This window comes from Paraburkholderia phosphatilytica, from assembly GCF_003443895.1.
Classification (GTDB): Bacteria; Pseudomonadota; Gammaproteobacteria; order Burkholderiales; family Burkholderiaceae; genus Paraburkholderia; species Paraburkholderia phosphatilytica.
Map to the genome: position 1 here is coordinate 39,857 of NZ_QQOA01000021.1, position 16,909 is coordinate 56,765.

At 68.3% G+C, this 16,909-nt stretch carries 15 protein-coding genes; 6 read left to right on the forward strand and 9 right to left on the reverse strand.

Annotated elements, in window-relative coordinates:
• Window positions 1–142: 142 nt before the first annotated feature.
• Window positions 143–802, reverse strand: a complete 660-nt coding sequence (locus DVS29_RS21715) for a DUF2182 domain-containing protein (RefSeq protein WP_118182558.1) — start codon at window positions 800–802, stop codon at window positions 143–145.
• Window positions 803–805: 3 nt separating this feature from the next.
• Window positions 806–1,570 carry a DUF899 domain-containing protein gene (locus DVS29_RS21720; RefSeq protein ID WP_118182559.1) on the reverse strand — a complete coding sequence of 255 codons (765 nt, stop codon included), beginning with the start codon at window positions 1,568–1,570 and terminating at the stop codon, window positions 806–808.
• Between the two features lie 202 nt (window positions 1,571–1,772).
• Between DVS29_RS21720 and DVS29_RS21725 the strand changes: the two genes are divergently transcribed.
• From DVS29_RS21725 to DVS29_RS21735, 3 genes are all read left to right on the forward strand, one after another.
• Complete coding sequence (locus DVS29_RS21725) at window positions 1,773–2,993, forward strand: helix-turn-helix domain-containing protein (protein WP_118182626.1); 1,221 nt, start codon at window positions 1,773–1,775, stop codon at window positions 2,991–2,993.
• 39 nt (window positions 2,994–3,032) lie between these two features.
• A complete protein-coding gene (locus DVS29_RS21730; protein ID WP_118182560.1) occupies window positions 3,033–3,674 on the forward strand; it encodes a Vgb family protein in 642 nt (213 codons plus the stop codon).
• 168 nt (window positions 3,675–3,842) lie between these two features.
• Complete coding sequence (locus DVS29_RS21735) at window positions 3,843–5,561, forward strand: tetratricopeptide repeat protein (RefSeq protein WP_118182561.1); 1,719 nt, start codon at window positions 3,843–3,845, stop codon at window positions 5,559–5,561.
• 18 nt (window positions 5,562–5,579) lie between these two features.
• On the opposite strand, the gene DVS29_RS21740 is transcribed toward DVS29_RS21735, so the two are convergent.
• Genes DVS29_RS21740 through DVS29_RS21750 form a run of 3 tightly spaced genes read right to left on the reverse strand, consistent with a single transcriptional unit; the run spans window position 5,580 to window position 7,206 of the window.
• Window positions 5,580–6,491 (reverse strand): DUF72 domain-containing protein, encoded by a 912-nt coding sequence (locus DVS29_RS21740; protein ID WP_118182562.1) that lies wholly within the window; start codon window positions 6,489–6,491, stop codon window positions 5,580–5,582.
• 15 nt (window positions 6,492–6,506) lie between these two features.
• The gene (locus DVS29_RS21745) at window positions 6,507–6,872 is read right to left on the reverse strand and encodes a hypothetical protein (RefSeq protein ID WP_118182563.1); all 366 of its coding nucleotides are present in this window, start codon (window positions 6,870–6,872) and stop codon (window positions 6,507–6,509) included.
• A 46-nt stretch (window positions 6,873–6,918) separates the two neighbouring features.
• Window positions 6,919–7,206, reverse strand: coding sequence for a hypothetical protein (locus DVS29_RS21750; RefSeq protein ID WP_118182564.1), 288 nt, complete (start codon window positions 7,204–7,206; stop codon window positions 6,919–6,921).
• A gap of 139 nt (window positions 7,207–7,345) precedes the next feature.
• On the opposite strand from DVS29_RS21750, the gene imuA reads away from it, so the two are divergent.
• Genes imuA through DVS29_RS21765 form a run of 3 tightly spaced genes read left to right on the forward strand, consistent with a single transcriptional unit; the run spans window position 7,346 to window position 12,800 of the window.
• Window positions 7,346–8,041, forward strand: a complete 696-nt coding sequence (gene imuA / locus DVS29_RS21755; protein ID WP_240655729.1) for a translesion DNA synthesis-associated protein ImuA — start codon at window positions 7,346–7,348, stop codon at window positions 8,039–8,041.
• Window positions 7,971–9,584, forward strand: a complete 1,614-nt coding sequence (locus DVS29_RS21760; RefSeq protein WP_420816152.1) for a Y-family DNA polymerase — start codon at window positions 7,971–7,973, stop codon at window positions 9,582–9,584. Before imuA ends, DVS29_RS21760 begins: the two co-directional genes overlap by 71 nt.
• A 6-nt stretch (window positions 9,585–9,590) precedes the next feature.
• Entirely contained in the window at window positions 9,591–12,800 is a 3,210-nt protein-coding gene (locus tag DVS29_RS21765; RefSeq protein WP_118182565.1) for an error-prone DNA polymerase, read from the forward strand.
• Window positions 12,801–12,928: 128 nt separating this feature from the next.
• On the opposite strand, the gene DVS29_RS21770 is transcribed toward DVS29_RS21765, so the two are convergent.
• From DVS29_RS21770 to DVS29_RS21785, 4 genes are all read right to left on the reverse strand, one after another.
• A complete protein-coding gene (locus tag DVS29_RS21770; protein ID WP_240655734.1) occupies window positions 12,929–13,639 on the reverse strand; it encodes a DUF1365 domain-containing protein in 711 nt (236 codons plus the stop codon).
• A gap of 149 nt (window positions 13,640–13,788) precedes the next feature.
• On the reverse strand, window positions 13,789–15,135 hold the full coding sequence (locus DVS29_RS21775) for an NAD(P)/FAD-dependent oxidoreductase (RefSeq protein WP_240655730.1): 1,347 nt from the start codon (window positions 15,133–15,135) through the stop codon (window positions 13,789–13,791).
• 30 nt (window positions 15,136–15,165) lie between these two features.
• On the reverse strand, window positions 15,166–15,753 hold the full coding sequence (locus DVS29_RS21780; protein ID WP_118182567.1) for a lipocalin family protein: 588 nt from the start codon (window positions 15,751–15,753) through the stop codon (window positions 15,166–15,168).
• Window positions 15,750–16,838 carry an SAM-dependent methyltransferase gene (locus DVS29_RS21785; RefSeq protein WP_118182630.1) on the reverse strand — a complete coding sequence of 363 codons (1,089 nt, stop codon included), beginning with the start codon at window positions 16,836–16,838 and terminating at the stop codon, window positions 15,750–15,752. Before DVS29_RS21785 ends, DVS29_RS21780 begins: the two co-directional genes overlap by 4 nt.
• Window positions 16,839–16,909: the final 71 nt, after the last annotated feature.

Genomic DNA, 16,909 nt, shown 5'->3' on the forward strand with positions numbered 1-16,909 from the left:
CAGTCGGACTTTCGGGCTCGCGGCGGGTACGGACTCGCCGCGCTCGCTCAAGTTTGCCACCACGCGGACATGCGTGCTGCGGAGCACTCAACGCCGATCCGGCGATACAGCGATGCGTGTATCGCGAACGCGATGCGTGACGCTACACGCCCATCGCTTGCGCGAGCATCGCCACGCCCACGCCGACCGCCGCCACGCCGATCGCGCGCACCATGACGCCACGACCGCGAACCGGCGCGACACGTTCGGCGGCGATGGCGACCGTCACGGCCATCATCGCCCACAGATCCATCACGCCGACCGCGAGCAGCGCCAGCATCAGGTTTCCGCAGCACGATCCGCAACGCAGCCCGAGCCGCACGCCATGACGCAACGCCGAACCCGCATCGGCGGGCAACGCGCGCCCGCAACCCGGCACCGCGCGACAGCACGCGAGCCGCTGCGCTTTCCATGCGGTGAACTGCAGCGCGCCGGCGATCACGACGACCCACGCCGCCGCGAACGGAACGGCGCGCGCAAGCGCCGGCGCCTGCATCTCGAGCGCGGCCAACGCGGCGCCGAGCGGAAAGACGGCCACGCCCACCAGCAGCCACACGAAGAAGTACCCCGCGCCGGCCAGCAACGTCAGCAGCGCGCGCCGCGCTTCACCCGCGCCGCGCACCGCCGCGCGATAACGCCACAGCATCGGCACGCACGCGGGCAGCATCATCGCGACCATCATCACGCTCCACACGCCGACGAACGACCCGGCGGCGGCAAGCCAGGTCTGTCCGCACATCGGCATCCACATGCCGGGCATCATGCTTCACCCTTTCGCGTATTCGTCGTGCCGGCGCCACCAGATGCCCGCCTCGTTGCGCCCTTTCGGCGCGCGATCGAGCCACTGGTACATGCCCCACAGGCCGTCGAGTCCGCGCGCATAGGTCGAGTACGTGTGGTAGACGACGCCGTCTTCGAGCACGAACGCACTCATGCCCGGCCGGTCGCGCGCATAGGTGGCCGCATCGGTGCCGCAGGTCGCCGCGAACTGCGCGACGGGCGCGGGAGGCGGCGTCACGTCCATCGCGTGGCCGCCGCGCGCGTAGTTGTATTCGACCTCGCCGCCGCGCTGCTGCGCTTCGGTGAACGACACGTTGAAGTCGTAGTTGAAGTCGTTGCCGTGCGACGACGCCCACGGGAACGACCAGCCCATCCGCTTGCGGTACGCCAGCAGCTGCGCGAGCGGCGCGCGCGACACGGCCATCAGCTTCACGTCGTGATTCGCGAGATGAACGGCGAAACCGTCGAAGCCATCCGCGATCGACGAGCACGACGGGCAGCCCGCCTTGTAGTCCGGCCCGTACATGAAGTGATAGACGATCAGCTGCGAGCGGCCGTCGAACAGGTCCTTCAGCGACGTGCTGCCCGCTTCGGTCTCGAACCAGAACGGCTTGTCGACGGGCACCCACGGCAGTGCCTGGCGCTGCTGCGCGAGCTCGTCGCTGCGCCGCGTGAATTCCTTTTCCGCCGCGAGCAGTTCGAGCCGTGCCGCCAGCCAGGTCTCGCGGGTTCCGGTTGCATGCGTTGCCATTGCTCATTCCTCCGATGTCGATGGGAGTTCGCGTTTCGGTGCTCACTCCGGTTTGTGCGATGTGGTGCGGTGCGGGTCGTCCCGCCACGCCGCACCTGGCGGATCGGTCGATCGCCGTGTCGGTGCTGTATTGGCACCGTGTTAGATTAGGCGCGGGCTTCGAACCGGGGGGAGTGACAAGTGTGTCGGGATTCCGATGAGCATGGACTCGCTGGTCACCGCCGCGGCGCGCGCGCTCGCCGCGGGTGATCCGCTCGGCGCGCTGAACCGCGTCGCGCTGCGCGACGATGCGCCCGCGCTCGCGCTGCGCGGCATCGCGATGGCGCAGCTCGGCGATCTGGCCCGTGCGAAGGCGCTGTTGCGCAGCGCCGCGCGCGCGTTCGGCCCGCGCGAAACCGTGGCCCGCGCGCGCTGCGTCGTCGCCGAAGCCGAGATCGCGCTGGCGTCGCGCGACCTCGGCTGGCCGCCCAGGGCGCTCGATTCCGCGCGGCAGACCCTCGAAGCGCACGGCGATCACCTGAACGCCGCGCATGCACGCTATCTCGACATTCGCCGTCTGTTGCTGATCGGCAAGCTCGACGACGCCGAGCGTCTGCTCGCGAGTCTCGATCCTTCACCCTTCCCACCCGCGCTGCGTGCCGCGCACGCGCTGATCGTCGCGGGCATCGCGATGCGGCGTCTGCATACCGCGACGGCGCGCGCCGCGCTCGACGAAGCCGCACGCGCGGCGCGGCAGGCCGGCATCGCGGCATTGACCGCGGAAATCGACCACGCGGCGCGCCTGCTCGATGCGCCGGCCGCCCGGCTGATCGTGCGCGGTCACGAGCGCCCCATGCTGCTCGAGGACGTGGAAGCGCTGCTGGCATCGAAGGCGTTCGTCGTGGATGCGTGCCGGCATGTGGTGCGCGACGGCAACACGACGGTGTCGCTCGCGACGCGCCCGGTGCTGTTCGAACTGGCCCGCGCGCTCGCCGAAGCATGGCCCGACGACGTGCCGCGCGACACGCTGATCGCGCGGGCCTTCCGCACGAAGCACGCGGACGACACGCATCGCGCGCGGCTGCGTGTCGAGATCGGCCGGCTGCGCTCGCTGCTGTCGACGCTCGCGAACGTCGACGCGACGAAGCAGGGTTTCGCGCTCGTGCCGTTCGATGCGAGCGAGGTGGCGGTGCTCGCGCGGCCCGTCGAAGAGAAGCACGCGGCGGTGCTCGCGTTCCTCGCGGACGGCGAATCGTGGTCGAGTTCGGCGCTCGCGCTGGCGCTCGGCGCGAGCCAGCGCACGGTGCAACGCGCGCTCGACGCGCTCGCGGCCGACGACAAGGTGCAGTCGTTCGGCTACGGACGCGCGCGCCGCTGGACGACGCCGCCTGTGCCCGGATTCGCGACCACCTTGTTACTCCCGGCGCCGCTGCCGGGCGATTAGGATGGGTTCATCGACCGTTCATTACGTGAGGATGAAGACATGAAGCGCTCCGCAGCCACCATCGTTCGCGAATACGGACCCTTTCCCGGCGTCGACAAGGTGCACGGGCTCACGTACGACGGCAGCCGGGTCTGGTTCGCGGCCGGCGATCATATCGAGGCGCTCGATCCGGCGAGCGGCGAGACGCTGCGCTCGATCGACGTCGCCGCGCACGCCGGCACGGCCTTCGACGGCCGGCACCTGTTCCAGATCGCCGAGGATCGCATCCACAAGATCGATCCGCAGACGGGCCGCGTGCTCGCCACCATTCCGGCGCCCGGCGGCGGCGGCGATTCGGGGCTCGCGTGGGCCGAGGGCTCGCTGTGGGTCGGGGTGTACCGCGAACGGAAAATCCATCAGGTCGATCCGCACACTGGCGCGATCCTGCGGAGCATCGAGACGAGCCGGTTCGTGACCGGTGTCACGTGGGTCGACGGCGAACTCTGGCACGGCACCTGGGAAGGCGACGAAAGCGATCTGCGACACATCGATCCACGCACGGGCGAGGTGCTGGAGCAGATCGACATGCCGGCGGGCATCGGCGTGTCGGGGCTCGAGTCCGATGGCCACGACCAGTTCTTCTGCGGCGGCGGCACGAGCGGCAAGGTGCGCGCGGTGCGGCGGCCGAAGCGCGATGCGTGACGACGTGCCTGCGATGGCGTGTTGCCGCGGTGGGGTTAGCGCGCGACGGTGATCTCGCGACTCGGCGATAATTGGTGTCATCGTCGTTGTTATGACGTTCCGTATTCCGCCAAGCTTCATCCGCTGCCGCAACGCACGCGGATGAATGAGCCGGCCACCTGACGCCTGATGAGTAAAACAGCCAACCCGCAGCGCCAGCTCGACACGATGCTGCGCGAAGCCGTCACGATGCAGCAGAACGGCGCCTACGCCGAAGCCGAAGACATGTATCGCGAGATCCTCGCGCTGCGTCCAAAACATTTCGATGCGATCCAGCTGCTCGGCGCGCTGTCGCTGCAGGCGGGACGTCTCGACGAAGGCATCGAGCTGTTGAAAAAGGCCGTCGCGATCAACGGGATGCAGGCGCCGCTGCACTCGAATCTCGCGTATGCGTACAACGCGCAACGCCGCTTCACCGAAGGCCTCGCGAGCGCGAACCGCGCGCTGACCTTGCAGCCGAAATTCGTCGACGCGCTGAACAACCGCGGCAACGCGCTCGCCGGACTCGACCGCGCGACAGACGCGCTCGCGAGCTTCGAGCAGGCGCTCGCATTGCAGCCGGCGCTCGCGCAGGCCTGGAACAACCGCGCATGCGTGCTGCGCGATCTGGGCCGCCCCGCCGATGCGCTCGCGAGCTGCGATCAGGCGATTGCCTTGCAGCCCGGTTACGCCGATGCGTGGAGCAATCGCGCGAACGCGCTGAGCGACCTGAACCGTCCGGACGACGCGCAGGCGAGCTACCAGCGCGCGATCGAATTCGCGCCCGCGCTGGCGGACGCGTGGAACAACCTGGGCCTCACGCTCGTGGACCTGAACCGACACGACGAAGCGCTCGCGTCGTACGAACGCGCGCTCGCGCTCGATGCCAGCTTCGCCGAGGCGCACTGGAACCACGCGCTGTGCCTGCTGCAGATGGGGCGCCTCGAAGAAGGCTGGCGCGAATACGAATGGCGCTGGCAGCGTCACCGGATCCAGGCATCGCAGCGCCGTTTCGCGCAGCCTGTATGGCTCGGCGATTTTCCGCTGGATGGCAAAACGATCCTGCTGCACGCCGAACAGGGGCTCGGCGATACGCTGCAGTTCTGCCGCTATGCAGCGCTGGTCGCGGCGAAAGGCGCGAAGGTCGTGCTCGAAGTGCCGGCGGAACTGATGCGGCTCCTCGCAGCGCTCGACGGCGTCTCGGTGCTGATCGAGCAAGGTCAGCCGTTGCCGGACTTCGATTGCCACACGCCGCTGTTGAGCTTGCCGCTCGCATTCAGGACGGAGCTTGCGGGCATCCCGGCCGCGACGCCTTATCTCCATGCCGACCCGGCCGCGTCCCAGCACTGGGCCGCGCGGCTCGACGAGGCGTTGCCCGCGGCGCCTTCCGCTATCAAGGTCGGACTCGTATGGGCGGGCGGCAGCCGTCCGCACGTCGCGGAACTGCGGAAGAACGACGCGCGGCGCTCGATCGCGCTCGAGATGCTGAAGCCGGTTCTCGACGTGCCGCGGGCGCGCTTCTACAGCCTGCAGAAAGGCCCGGCGGCCCGGCAGTTGAGCGAGCAGGCCGATCTGGCCGCGCGCATCACGGATTACACGGACGAGTTCGCCGACTTCGCGGACACCGCCGCGTTCGTCGACAACCTCGATCTGGTGATCACCGTCGATACAGCCGTCGCTCATCTTGCCGGCGCGATGGACAAGCCGGTGTGGATCCTGAACCGCCTCGATACCTGCTGGCGCTGGCTGCTCGAACGCACCGACAGCCCGTGGTATCCGAGCGCGCGGCTCTTCAGGCAACCGATGCTCGGCGATTGGGACAGCGTGATCGCCGCGGTGCGCGATGCGCTCGCCGCAAGGGCTGCATAAGCGATCTACATAAGCGGCCTACATGGGCGCGCTCACGCCGTTACCGAACAGGCTCATCAACGTTCGCGCATTGCGCTGCCCCTGGTCCTCGAAGCAGTTGTTGAAGATGACGTGCGTCTTCGCCGCCCGGCCGGCGATCGCGCGGATCGGCACCGCGAGCCCGGACAGCTCCTCTTCGCTGTAGTCGTAGTCGAAGCGCGCCGACGCCTGCGTCGCGCCCGTTGGGCGCCACGTCGCCGCATTGCGCCCATGCAGGCGCACCAGCGCGAACTCGGGATTCGTGACCGCCCAGACGGTATGCGCGCGCCCCTTCACGCCCTCGGGCGCATCGAGGATCACGTGCACGAGCCGACGCTGTTCGAGCCAGCCAAGCGTGGTGTCCGCCTGCCGTTCGCCCAGCCACGAGCTGTTGCGGAATTCGACCGCGACCGTGAAACCTTCGAGACGCGCCGCGCATTCCTCGACGTGCCGCTTTCCTTCGGAAGACGAAGTGATCCACGGTGCGAGCTGCAGCAGCACGAACCCCAGCTTGCCGCCCTGCCGCAAAGGCTCCAGCGCCTCGCGATAGCGCCGCCACATTTCGTCGAGCACCTCCGGCGGCACGTCGCGGTAATAGAGCCGCGGGCTGCCGGTTTCCGGGATAGCGGCGGAGATGTCCGGCGGCAATGACCGGCGTTCGGTCTGGTGGCCGCTGAACAGGCGAAACGCCTTGAAGTTGAACGTGAAGCTTTCCGGCGTGCGCGCCATCCAGAGCGCCGAGTTCGACGCGGAGGGCATTGCGTAGTAGCTCGAATCGACCTCGACGACCGGATACTGCGACGCGTAATAGCGCAGCCGCGCCTCCGCGCTCGAACACCCCGGCGGATAGAAGCGCCGGCTCGCGATCAGCGACTTGTCGGCCCAGCCGGCGGTGCCGCACAGAATGTTCATGGACGGAACCGCCGCTCAGACCTGCAGCGCGCGCCCATCGGGCCCGGGCTGACGGGGGATGACGGCGGGCGGCCACGCGAGCACGGCACGATGCCTCGACGACAGCGATGCCGATGCCGACGGCGCTGCCGACGACGCGGACAGCGCCGCCGTCGTGGCCGTACGCTGCGCGGTGACATGACGATCGGTTTGCACCGCGTGGCCGGCCGTGAGCCGCGCGGACACGTGCGGGCGCGCCGGCGCCGGATGGCGCAGCGGCGGATGCGCGCGGGCCTCCGGCGGATTCCAGACCTCGACGTAATGCGCCGCATACGCGGCCGGTGCGCTGCCCAGCATACCGAGCATGATGATCGGCGCGCATGCCAGTGTGGCTGCCTTCATGTGCTGTTTCCTCGTTTTCGTATCGTCTTCATCTCGTGCTGCCGGCTCAGCGCTGGCACGTCACTTCCCTGCCGACGCACGAGCCGTCGCAGCCGTGACAGTAAGCGCGGTTGCGCACGCCATCTCCAGCCGGCCAGCCAGCCGCGGACGGCGGACTCGCCGTGCCGACCGAGCGGCCGTTTTCCGCCGCGTAAAAGAAGCCCGGCTCCCCGGCCTTGCCGCGGCGGATGGCTTCGTCGATCTCCGCTTCGCCGAACGCGGCCTTCAGATTCGCGACGAACGCCGCGACCTCCGGCATGGGATGCACGACCGCTTGCAGTACCCGCATATCCATCGCTCACGCTCCGAAAAAAGGTTCAGTTCACAGCCGCCGATTCCGTGTAGGATACTGTATATCCATACAGCTTTTTGTGCAATCGCGATCCAGTAACAACCCGGCGCTACCCGTCTTGTCATCCGCCCCAGCCTCCGCCGTGCTTCAGCCGGAAACCATCCACCCGTCCCTGTGGCGGGCGTCGCAGCTCGCGCGCGTGCGCAGCCGCACGCTGGATACCGGCTACGCGGCGCTGTCGGCGGAACTGCCGGGCGGCGGCTGGCCGGTCGGCGCGCTCGTCGATCTGCTGGTGCAGCAGCCGGGCGTCGGTGAAATGCGGCTCCTGCAGCCCGCGCTCGCCCAGCTCGGCACGCGTTCCATCGCGCTGGTCCAGCCGCCCCATCTGCCCAACGGTCCGGGGCTCGGCTACATCGGCCTGCCGCTCGCGCAGGTGCTGCTCGTCAACGCGCCGAAGCCGGCGGATGCGCTGTGGTCCGCCGAGCAGATCCTGCGCGCCGGCAGTTGCGGCGCACTGCTGTTCTGGGCGCGCCAGGTGCAGCCGTCGTCGCTGCGGCGGCTGCACCTCGCCGCGCAGTCGTCGGAAACGCTGTTCGTGATGATCCGCCCGCTCGCCACCGCGCAAGACTCGTCGCCCGCGCTGCTGCGGCTTGCGCTGCACCCCGGTGGCGACGGCCTTTCCGTCGGCATCGTCAAGCGACGAGGTCCGTTACGCGCCGAACCCGTGTCCGTTCCTCTTCAACCCACGCCAGTCCTGCTTTCCCGTCATGCGCGTCTTTCTCGCCGTCCATCTGCCCCGGTTGCAGCTCGAGGTCTTCCGGCCGAGGTGGCGGCATGACCGCGCGGCTGATCCCCGGCCACGGCGGCCGGACGTGCAGGCACCGGAGCAGAACCACGAGCAGCAGCAGGAACAGCAAGGCGTCGTGGAACCAGCCGTGGGACAAGCCGCGGGTCAAGCCACAGAACCAGCCGCGCAGCCCGGCTATGTGATCCTCGAGAAAGACCGGGTGAACCTCGCCGATCCAGTTGCGCGCGCGGCGGGCGTGCGGCCCGGCATGAAGCGCGGCGGCGTGCTGACGCTCGCGCCCGAAGTGCGGCTGCTGGAACGCGACCCCGCCCGCGAGGATGCGGCGCTGCGTGAAACCGGCATCGCGCTGATGCGCTTCTCGCCGGACGTCGCGCTGCTGGACGAGGCCACGGTGCTGGTCGAGGTCGGCGCGAGCCTGCGCCTGTTCGGCGGCCTGCTCGCGCTCTGCCGGCAGGCGAAAAGCATGCTCGCCACGCTGGGTTTCACCGCGCGGGTCAGCGCGGCGCCCACCGGCCAGGGCGCATGGCTGCTCGCGCGCTACGGCGCGGGCCGGCGCGCGCGGCGCGTGCTGAAGCTCGGCACGCTCGAACGCGCGCTCGCGTCGTTGCCGCTCTTCGCAGTGCCCGAGGCGCAGCCGTTCGAAGACTGGTTCACGGGCCTCGGCTGCACGACGATCGCCGACCTGCGCCGGCTGCCGCGCGCCGGCCTGCAACGGCGCTGCGGCGAGCATCTGCTCGATTCGCTCGACCGCGCGTTCGGCAACGCGCCGGAAATCTTCGACTGGCTGGAGCTGCCGCCGTCGTTTGCCGCGCGCATCGAACTGCCGGACCGTATCGAGCACGCGGAAGGCGCGCTCTTCGTCGCGCACCGGCTGATCGTGCAGCTGTGCGGCTGGCTGTGCGCGAAACAGCTCGCCACCACCGGCATCACGCTCCTGCTGGAACACGAGCGCGGCCGCCAGGCGATCGAACCGACGCCACTCGTCATCGCGCTCGGCGAGGCGACGTGGCGGGACACGCATCTGCTGCGGCTCGTGCGCGAGCAGCTCGCGCGCATCGAACTGGGCGCGCCGATGATCGCGCTGCGGCTCGAGGCTTCGCGCGTGCAGCCGGCCGCGCCGGTGTCCGATTCGCTCTTCACCGAACCCGGCGGCTCGCCCGAAGACCACGCGCGGCTCATCGAGCTGCTGGTCGCGCGGCTCGGCCCTGACAACGTGCTGCGCGCCGTGCCGGACGCGGACCATCGTCCCGAGGTCGCGAACCGCTGGCTGCCGGTCGGCTCCACCACGAAGGCGGCCGCGCTGCCGCCCGGCCTGCCGCGTCCCGTCTGGCTGCTGGCGAAACCGCTGCAGCTGCTGATGCGCCAGGACCGGCCGTTCTACGGCTCGATGCTGAAAATCGTGTCGCCCGGCGAACGCATCGAAGCGGGCTGGTTCGACGGTCAGCTCGTCACGCGCGACTACTTCGTCGCCCAGGCGAACGATCAATCCTGCTACTGGATCTACTTCGAGCGCGTCAGCAGCCGCGACGCGGACAGCCCTTCACGCTGCTTCCTGCACGGGCTGTTCGGGTGAGCGGCCATGGAAACCTCGATCAACCTGTTACCCGCGTACGCGGAGCTGTTCTGCCAGTCGAATTTCTCGTTCCTGCATGGCGCGTCGCATGCCGAGGAACTGGCCGAACGCGCGGCGCAGCTCGGCTACGCGGGCCTCGCGATCACCGACGAATGCTCGCTCGCCGGTGTCGTGCGCGCGCACGTCGCGGCAAGGAAGCACAGCCTGCCACTCGTGATCGGCTCGTATTTCCGGCTCACGAACGTCGACGGCTCGCCGGCCTTCGGGCTCGTCCTGCTCGCGCAGAACCGCGAGGGCTACGGCAACCTCTCCGAACTGATCACACTCGCCCGCTCCCGCGCGCCGAAAGGCGAGTACCGGCTGGCGCCGCAGGACCTGTCGCGGCCCGATCGCGAGAACGCGCATCTGCGCGGCATGCCCGACTGCATCGCGATCCTCGTGCCGGATTTTCCGGCGCAGGAAGCGCAGCTCGACCCGCAGCTCGAATGGCTCGACGCCACCTTTCCGGGCCGCGCGTGGTGCGGGCTCGTGCTGCATCAGCGCGCGATGGACGACATCCATCGCGGCGCGGTCGAATACGTGGCGGACGAACGCGGCGTACCGGTCGTCGCGCTGGGTCACGTCGTGATGCACGTGCGCTCGCGCAAGCCGCTGCAGGACACGCTCACCGCGATCCGCGTCGGCCGCCCGGTACACGAGTGCGGCTACGACCTCGCGCCGAATGCCGAGCAGCATCTGCGTTCGCGGCTGCGCATCGCGAACCTGTATCCGGACAACGCCATCGTCGAAACCACCAACCTCCTCGCGCACTGCACCTTTTCGCTCGACGAACTGAAGTACGAATATCCGGACGAGCTCGTGCCGCCGGGCTTCACACCCGCGTCGTATCTGCGTCAGGAAACATGGATCGGCGCGCAGCAGCGCTTTCCCGGCGGCGTCCCGTATCAGGTGCAGCAGCAGGTCGAGCACGAACTCGCGCTGATCGGCGAGATGAAATACGAGCCGTACTTCCTGACCGTCTACGACATCGTCCGCTACGCGCGCAGCCAGCACATCCTGTGTCAGGGGCGCGGCTCGGCGGCGAACTCGGCGGTCTGCTACTGCCTCGGCGTGACCGAGGTCGACCCGGCGCGCGGCAACCTGCTGTTCGAGCGCTTCATCAGCAAGGAGCGCGGCGAGCCGCCCGACATCGACGTCGACTTCGAGCACCAGCGGCGCGAGGAAGTGATCCAGTACATCTACCGGAAGTACGGGCGCGACCGCGCGGCGATCGCCGCGGCGGTGTCCACCTACCGGCCGCGCGGCGCGCTGCGCGAAACCGGCAAGGCGCTCGGCGTCGACCCGCAGATCGTCGATGCGGTCGCGAAAACGCACCACTGGTTCGATACGAGCCACGATCTGCTGGAACGCTTCCGCGAGTCCGGGCTCGATCCGGATACGCCGCTGATCCACGCGTGGGCGCAGTTCGCGTCGCAACTGCTCGGCTTTCCGCGGCATCTGTCGCAGCACTCGGGCGGTTTCGTGATCAGCCGCGGCAAGCTCACGCGGCTCGTGCCGGTGGAAAACGCCGCGATGCCCGAGCGCAGCGTGATCCAGTGGGACAAGGACGATCTCGAATCGCTCGGTCTCCTGAAGATCGACGTGCTCGCGCTCGGCATGCTGTCGGCCATCCGGCGCACGCTCGATCTCGTTTCGGAGCGGCGCGGCGAGCGCTTCACGATGCAGGACATTCCGGCTGAAGACGAAGCCACGTACGACATGATCTCGCGCGCCGATACGATCGGCGTGTTCCAGATCGAGTCGCGCGCGCAGATGTCGATGCTGCCGCGGCTCAAGCCGCGGAAGTTCTACGACCTCGTGATCGAAGTCGCGATCGTGCGGCCGGGGCCGATCCAGGGCGGCGCGGTGCATCCGTATCTGCGGCGGCGGCAGAAGCTCGAACCGGTGTCGTATCCGAAGGAAGCGTTGCGCGTCGCGCTCGAACGCACGCTGGGCGTGCCGATCTTCCAGGAACAGGTGATGCAGATCGCGATGATCGCGGCCGGCTTCACGCCCGGCGAGGCCGACGAACTGCGCCGCGCGATGGCCGCGTGGAAACGCAAGGGCACGCTGCAGAAGTACTACGACCGCATCGTCCTCGGCATGCAGGAGCGCGGCTACGAACGCGGTTTCGCCGAGGCGATCTACGAGCAGATCAAGGGCTTCGGCGAATACGGCTTTCCGGAAAGCCATGCGGCGAGCTTCGCGCTGCTCGTCTATGTGAGCAGCTGGCTCAAGTGTCACGAGCCCGAGGCCTTTCTCGCGGCGATGCTCAACAGCCAGCCGATGGGCTTCTACTCGCCGTCGCAGCTCGTGCAGGACGCGCAGCGGCACCACGTGCGGATCCTGCCAGTGGACGTGACGACAAGCGGCTGGGATTCGTCGCTCGAATATGTGGCTGAAGCGATGGACGAATCCGTGGACGCAGTGGTGACAGAGGCGATGACCGAAGCGGTGACCGAAACCCCGCGCCCCGCGGTGCGTCTCGGCCTGTCGCTCCTGCGCGGCATGCGCGACGGCGCGGCCGGGCGGATCGAAAACGCGCGTGCGGTGCGGCCTTTTTCGAGCGTGATCGATCTCGCGCGCCGCGCGCAGCTCGACCGGCACGACCTGCAGGTGCTCGCCGGCGCGAACGCGCTCGAAGCGCTTGCCGGCAATCGCCGGGAGGCGCTCTGGCATGCGGCCGACGCGCTGCCGGACAAGGACATGCTTGCGCCCGCCCGGATCGTCGACGAAACGCCGATGCTCGGCGCGCCATCCGAGGCGGAAGACGTGGTCGGCGATTATCGTTCGGTGGGGCTCACGCTCGGCCGGCATCCGGTGGAGCTGCTGCGGCCGGAGCTCGCCACGCGGCGGCTGATGCCCGCCGCCACACTGCGCGCTTACCGCAACGGCCAGCTCGCGCGCGCCTGCGGCATCGTGACGGTGCGGCAGCGGCCCGGCACCGCGAAAGGCGTGATCTTCATCACGATCGAAGACGAAACCGGCAACGTCAACGTGATCATCTGGCCGAAGCTGCTCGAGCGGCAGCGCAAGGAAACGCTCGGCGCGTCGCTGCTCGCGGTGTACGGCAAGTGGCAGCGCGAAGGCGAGGTGCGCCACCTCGTCGCGCAGCGGCTCGTCGATCTGTCGCATCTGCTCGGCGGTTTGACGACCGTGTCGAGGAATTTCTGCTGAGCGCGGTTCAATGCGCGGTTCACTGAACGATTCACTAACGGCTCACTGAGCAGTTCACTGAAGGTTCACTGAACAGCTCACTGCGCGGTTCACTGCCTGGCTCACTGCTTGGCTCACTGCGCGATCCTTCATTCCACCCCCGGCTTCCGGCCGAGAAACGGCACCCGCTTCATCAGCAGCCGCAGCGCCTCCCAATGAATCCACATGACCACCGCCACCGTCATCCACGGTTGCCGCAGCAACGCGAGCAGCGCGCGCGCACCGGTCAGCGGCGCCGCCTTCGTGCCGATCGCCGTGCGGATCAGGAGGCCGTCGCGATCGCGATAATCGATCGTCACGGACACATGCGCGCCCTGCTCGCGCACCCTGAACGCATACGAACCCTCGACCCGGCAGAACGGCGATACGTGAAACGTCTTGCGGCACGTCAGTTCGGTATCGGCGTCGATCGGCGCGTGGCCGGGTGCGCTCAGCAGATACGAATGCCGCGCGCCGAACGTGTTGCGCACCTCGGCGAGCAGCGCGCGCAGCTGGCCGTCGCGGTCATGACAGAACCAGAAACTGACCGGATTGAACGCGTAACCGAAGATGCGCGGCATCGTCTGCAGCCAGATTGCGCCGTCAGCAGGAATGCCGGCTCTCGCGAGTTCGTCGCGCATCCACCGCTGCAGATCGCCGCCATCGCAGGCGCCATGGTCGCAGAGGCGCAGACCGAGCGGCGCCCAGCGATCGATGCCGAACCACCAGCGTCGCAACGACGACAGCCGCGCCAGATCGCAGCGCACGCAGAACACCGGATAGGTGAAGCGATGACGCACGGGCCGCAGCCGTTCGTGCATCACGCGGCCGGTCAGGAGCCACGCAAGCGTATCGGCGAATGCTGCGCGACCGTCACGCGCAGTTGCTGACCGCGCGCCGTCCGCGCCATCCGTGTCACCGCGGCCATCGCGAGCGGCATCACCCACACCATCGCGAACGGTCCGCCCGCTCATAGCCTCGCCCAACCCGGCAATACGCCGAAGTCCGCCGCCACGCGCAGCGCCGATTTCAGCCCGTCTTCGTGGAACCCGTAGCCGGTCCACGCGCCCGCATACCAGGTGCGGCGCCGTCCCTGAAGACCGGGTACGCGCTGCTGCGCCGCGACGGCCGCAAGATCGAACAGCGGATGCTCGTAACGAAAGCGGTCGATCTCGGTGCCGGGCGTCGGCTGCGCGATCGGATTCAGCGTGACGACGACCGGCGTGCGGAACGGCAGCGGCTGCAACTGGTTCACCAGATAGCTGACGCAGACCGGCCGCACATCGCCGTCGCGCGCCGCCGGCATGGTCGGCACACCGCCGCGCCAGCCGCCCAGATAGTTCCACGCGGACCACACGCGCCGGCGGCGCGGCAGCAACGCAGTGTCCGTATGCAGCACCGCGACGTTCGGTTGATAGCGCACCGCGCCGAGCAGCGCCGCCTCGTCGGCGTCCGCGTCGTCGAGCAGCTTCAGGCTCACGGGCGCGTGCGTCGCGAGCACGACCGCGTCGAAGCGTTCCACGCCGGCTTTGGCGGTGCGCACCGTCACGCCGTGGGCATCGCGACGCACGCCAAGCACCGGTGCCGCGAGACGCACGTCGTCGAGCCGCGCTGCGATCCGCCGCACGTAGTCACGCGCGCCGCCTTCGACGGTCTTCCATTGCGGCCGACGGTTCACCTGCAGCAGCGCATGGTTGATGCAGAAGCGCAGGAACGTCGCGGCCGGAAAATGCAGGATGTCGTTCGCGGCGCTCGACCAGATCGCCGCGGCCATCGGCAGCAGATAGTGCTCGCGAAACGGCGCGCCATAGCCGCCGCCGGCGAGCAGCTCGCCAACCGAGCAGCCGCTCGCCGATGCATACGCGAGATGCGCCGGCGCGGCCGTATTGAAGCGCAGGATGTCGCGCAGCATGCCGAGAAAACTCGGCGAGAACGCGTTGCGCCGCTGCGCGAACACCGTGTTCAGATTCGTGCCGGCCCATTCGAGCCGCCCTTCGTCGAGCGATACGGAAAACGACATCTCGCTCGCGTGCGCCTTCACCCCCAGCTCGTCGAACATCGCGACGAGATTCGGATAGGTGCGGTCGTTGAACACGAGAAAACCTGTGTCGACCGGATGCCGATGCCCGTCCAGCTCGACATCGACGGTATTCGTATGGCCGCCGAGGTAATGCGCGGCTTCGAACAGCGTCACCTGGTGGCAGCGCGACAGCAGCCACGCGCTCGCGAGCCCCGCAATGCCAGCGCCGATCACGGCGATGCGCTGGCCGGAGCGTTGCGCGTCCAGTACGCGTTGTTGTTCCCGCATATCATCCATACCTGAAGGTATCCTGATTATTCACGCGAGCTAGTGGCCGATCGTCTCAAAGCCGGGTTTGCCGATCTCGTCCGGGGTCTGCGGCACGCGGCGAAAACGCGACGTGTCGTAGCCCATCGCATCGAAACGCGCGAGCAGCGACCGGTAGGTCGCGTCGTCCATGTGCGGGTCGCGCGAGAACACCCAGCCGAGCGTCTTGCCCGGATAGCCGATCAGCGTGTAGCGATAGTCGGGGTCGACATAGACGGTCAGCTGCGTGACGGTGATCGGCCAGATCACGCGCACGCGCCACTCGCCGTTACCTGTGCCGGGCACTGGTGTGTCGGTGAAGCGGTAGTGCTTGAGGGCAGAGTCGAACGTCTTCCTGCGGCCGAAATACTGGTCGTCGATCTTGCCGTCGTCGCGCAGCGTCCATTGCGCGTACGACCCGACCATGTCCTTCTCGGCGAAGTACGGAATCAGCGCGACGATGTACCAGCGGCCCATGTAACGCGGCAGATCGACCGGCGCCGGCTGCAGCGGCACCGCTGCGCGCGGATTCGGATTCGGCGGTTCATTCGAGCATGCGGCCAGCAGACCGAGCGCGACGATCAGCAACAGCGTGCGCAGCGTATTCATGCGCGCCGCTCGAACAGATAATGCGCGACGCCCCATTCGCTGCCGCCCGCATAGCCGAACAGTTCCGCCACCGCCATGTAGAACATCCGCCAGCGCTGGAACCAGCGAGCCGCGTCACGTGCACCATAGGTCTCGACGAAGAGCGGCAACACGCGTTCGCGCGCCGCATCGAGCGACGCTAACCACTGGTCCGCGGTACGCGCATAGTGACGGCCGTTCACCCACCATTCGCGCGTCACGCGCAGATCGTCCTGGAAGTGCAGCAGCAGCGCAGCCGACGGCATCGTGCCGCCGGTGAAGAAATAGCGCGACATCCAGTCGGTGCCATCGCGGTTCTCGAAGTGATACGCGAGCGTCGGATGCGCGAACAGATGGACGAACAGCTTGCCGTCGTCGGCAAGCCAGCGCGCGATCTTCGCGAGCAGCAGTCCGTAGTGCTTCATGTGCTCGAACATCTCGATCGACAGCACGCGATCGAAACCGTGTTCGCCGCGCTGTTCACCCCCCAGCGAAACCAGTTCGCCCGCGAATTCGAAGTCGACGATGTTGCCGGTCAGCACACGCAGATTGAGCAGCCCACGCTCTTTGCAGCGCGCCTCGATGAACGCGCGTTGCTGCGCGGAGTTCGACAGCGCGACGACCTGCGAACGCGGGTAGCGCGCCGCGAGCCACAGCGACAGCGAACCCCAGCCGCAGCCGAGATCGAGCACGCGCTGTCCGTCCGCGAGTCCGGCGCGCTGCGCATAGAGTTCGAGCATTGCGTTCTCGCCGTCGGCGAGCGTTTCGTCGCCGCGCGGATAGTAGCCGCACGAGTACTTCAGATGCGGACCGAGATGCGCGGCAAAGAACGTGTTCGGCAACTCGTAATGCTGCGCGTTCGCGGCCTGCGTATCGATCGCGATCGGACTCGCGCGCAGTTCGGCGACGAGTTGCGCCAGCGCTTCGGCACGGCGCTCGCCATCGCGCGCGTGTCCGTCGCGCAGCCGCTGACGCATCAATGCGCGCATGCCCACGCGAATCAACGCGTCGGGCAGCAGACCTCGTTCGCACGCGCGGATCAGCCAGCCTTCGCGCGAGCCGTTCATCGCGCGCGGATCGCCGCTGTGCGCAATGCCAGACGCATCGGCCAGCGACGTGCGCTGTACCGGTCGGGGCG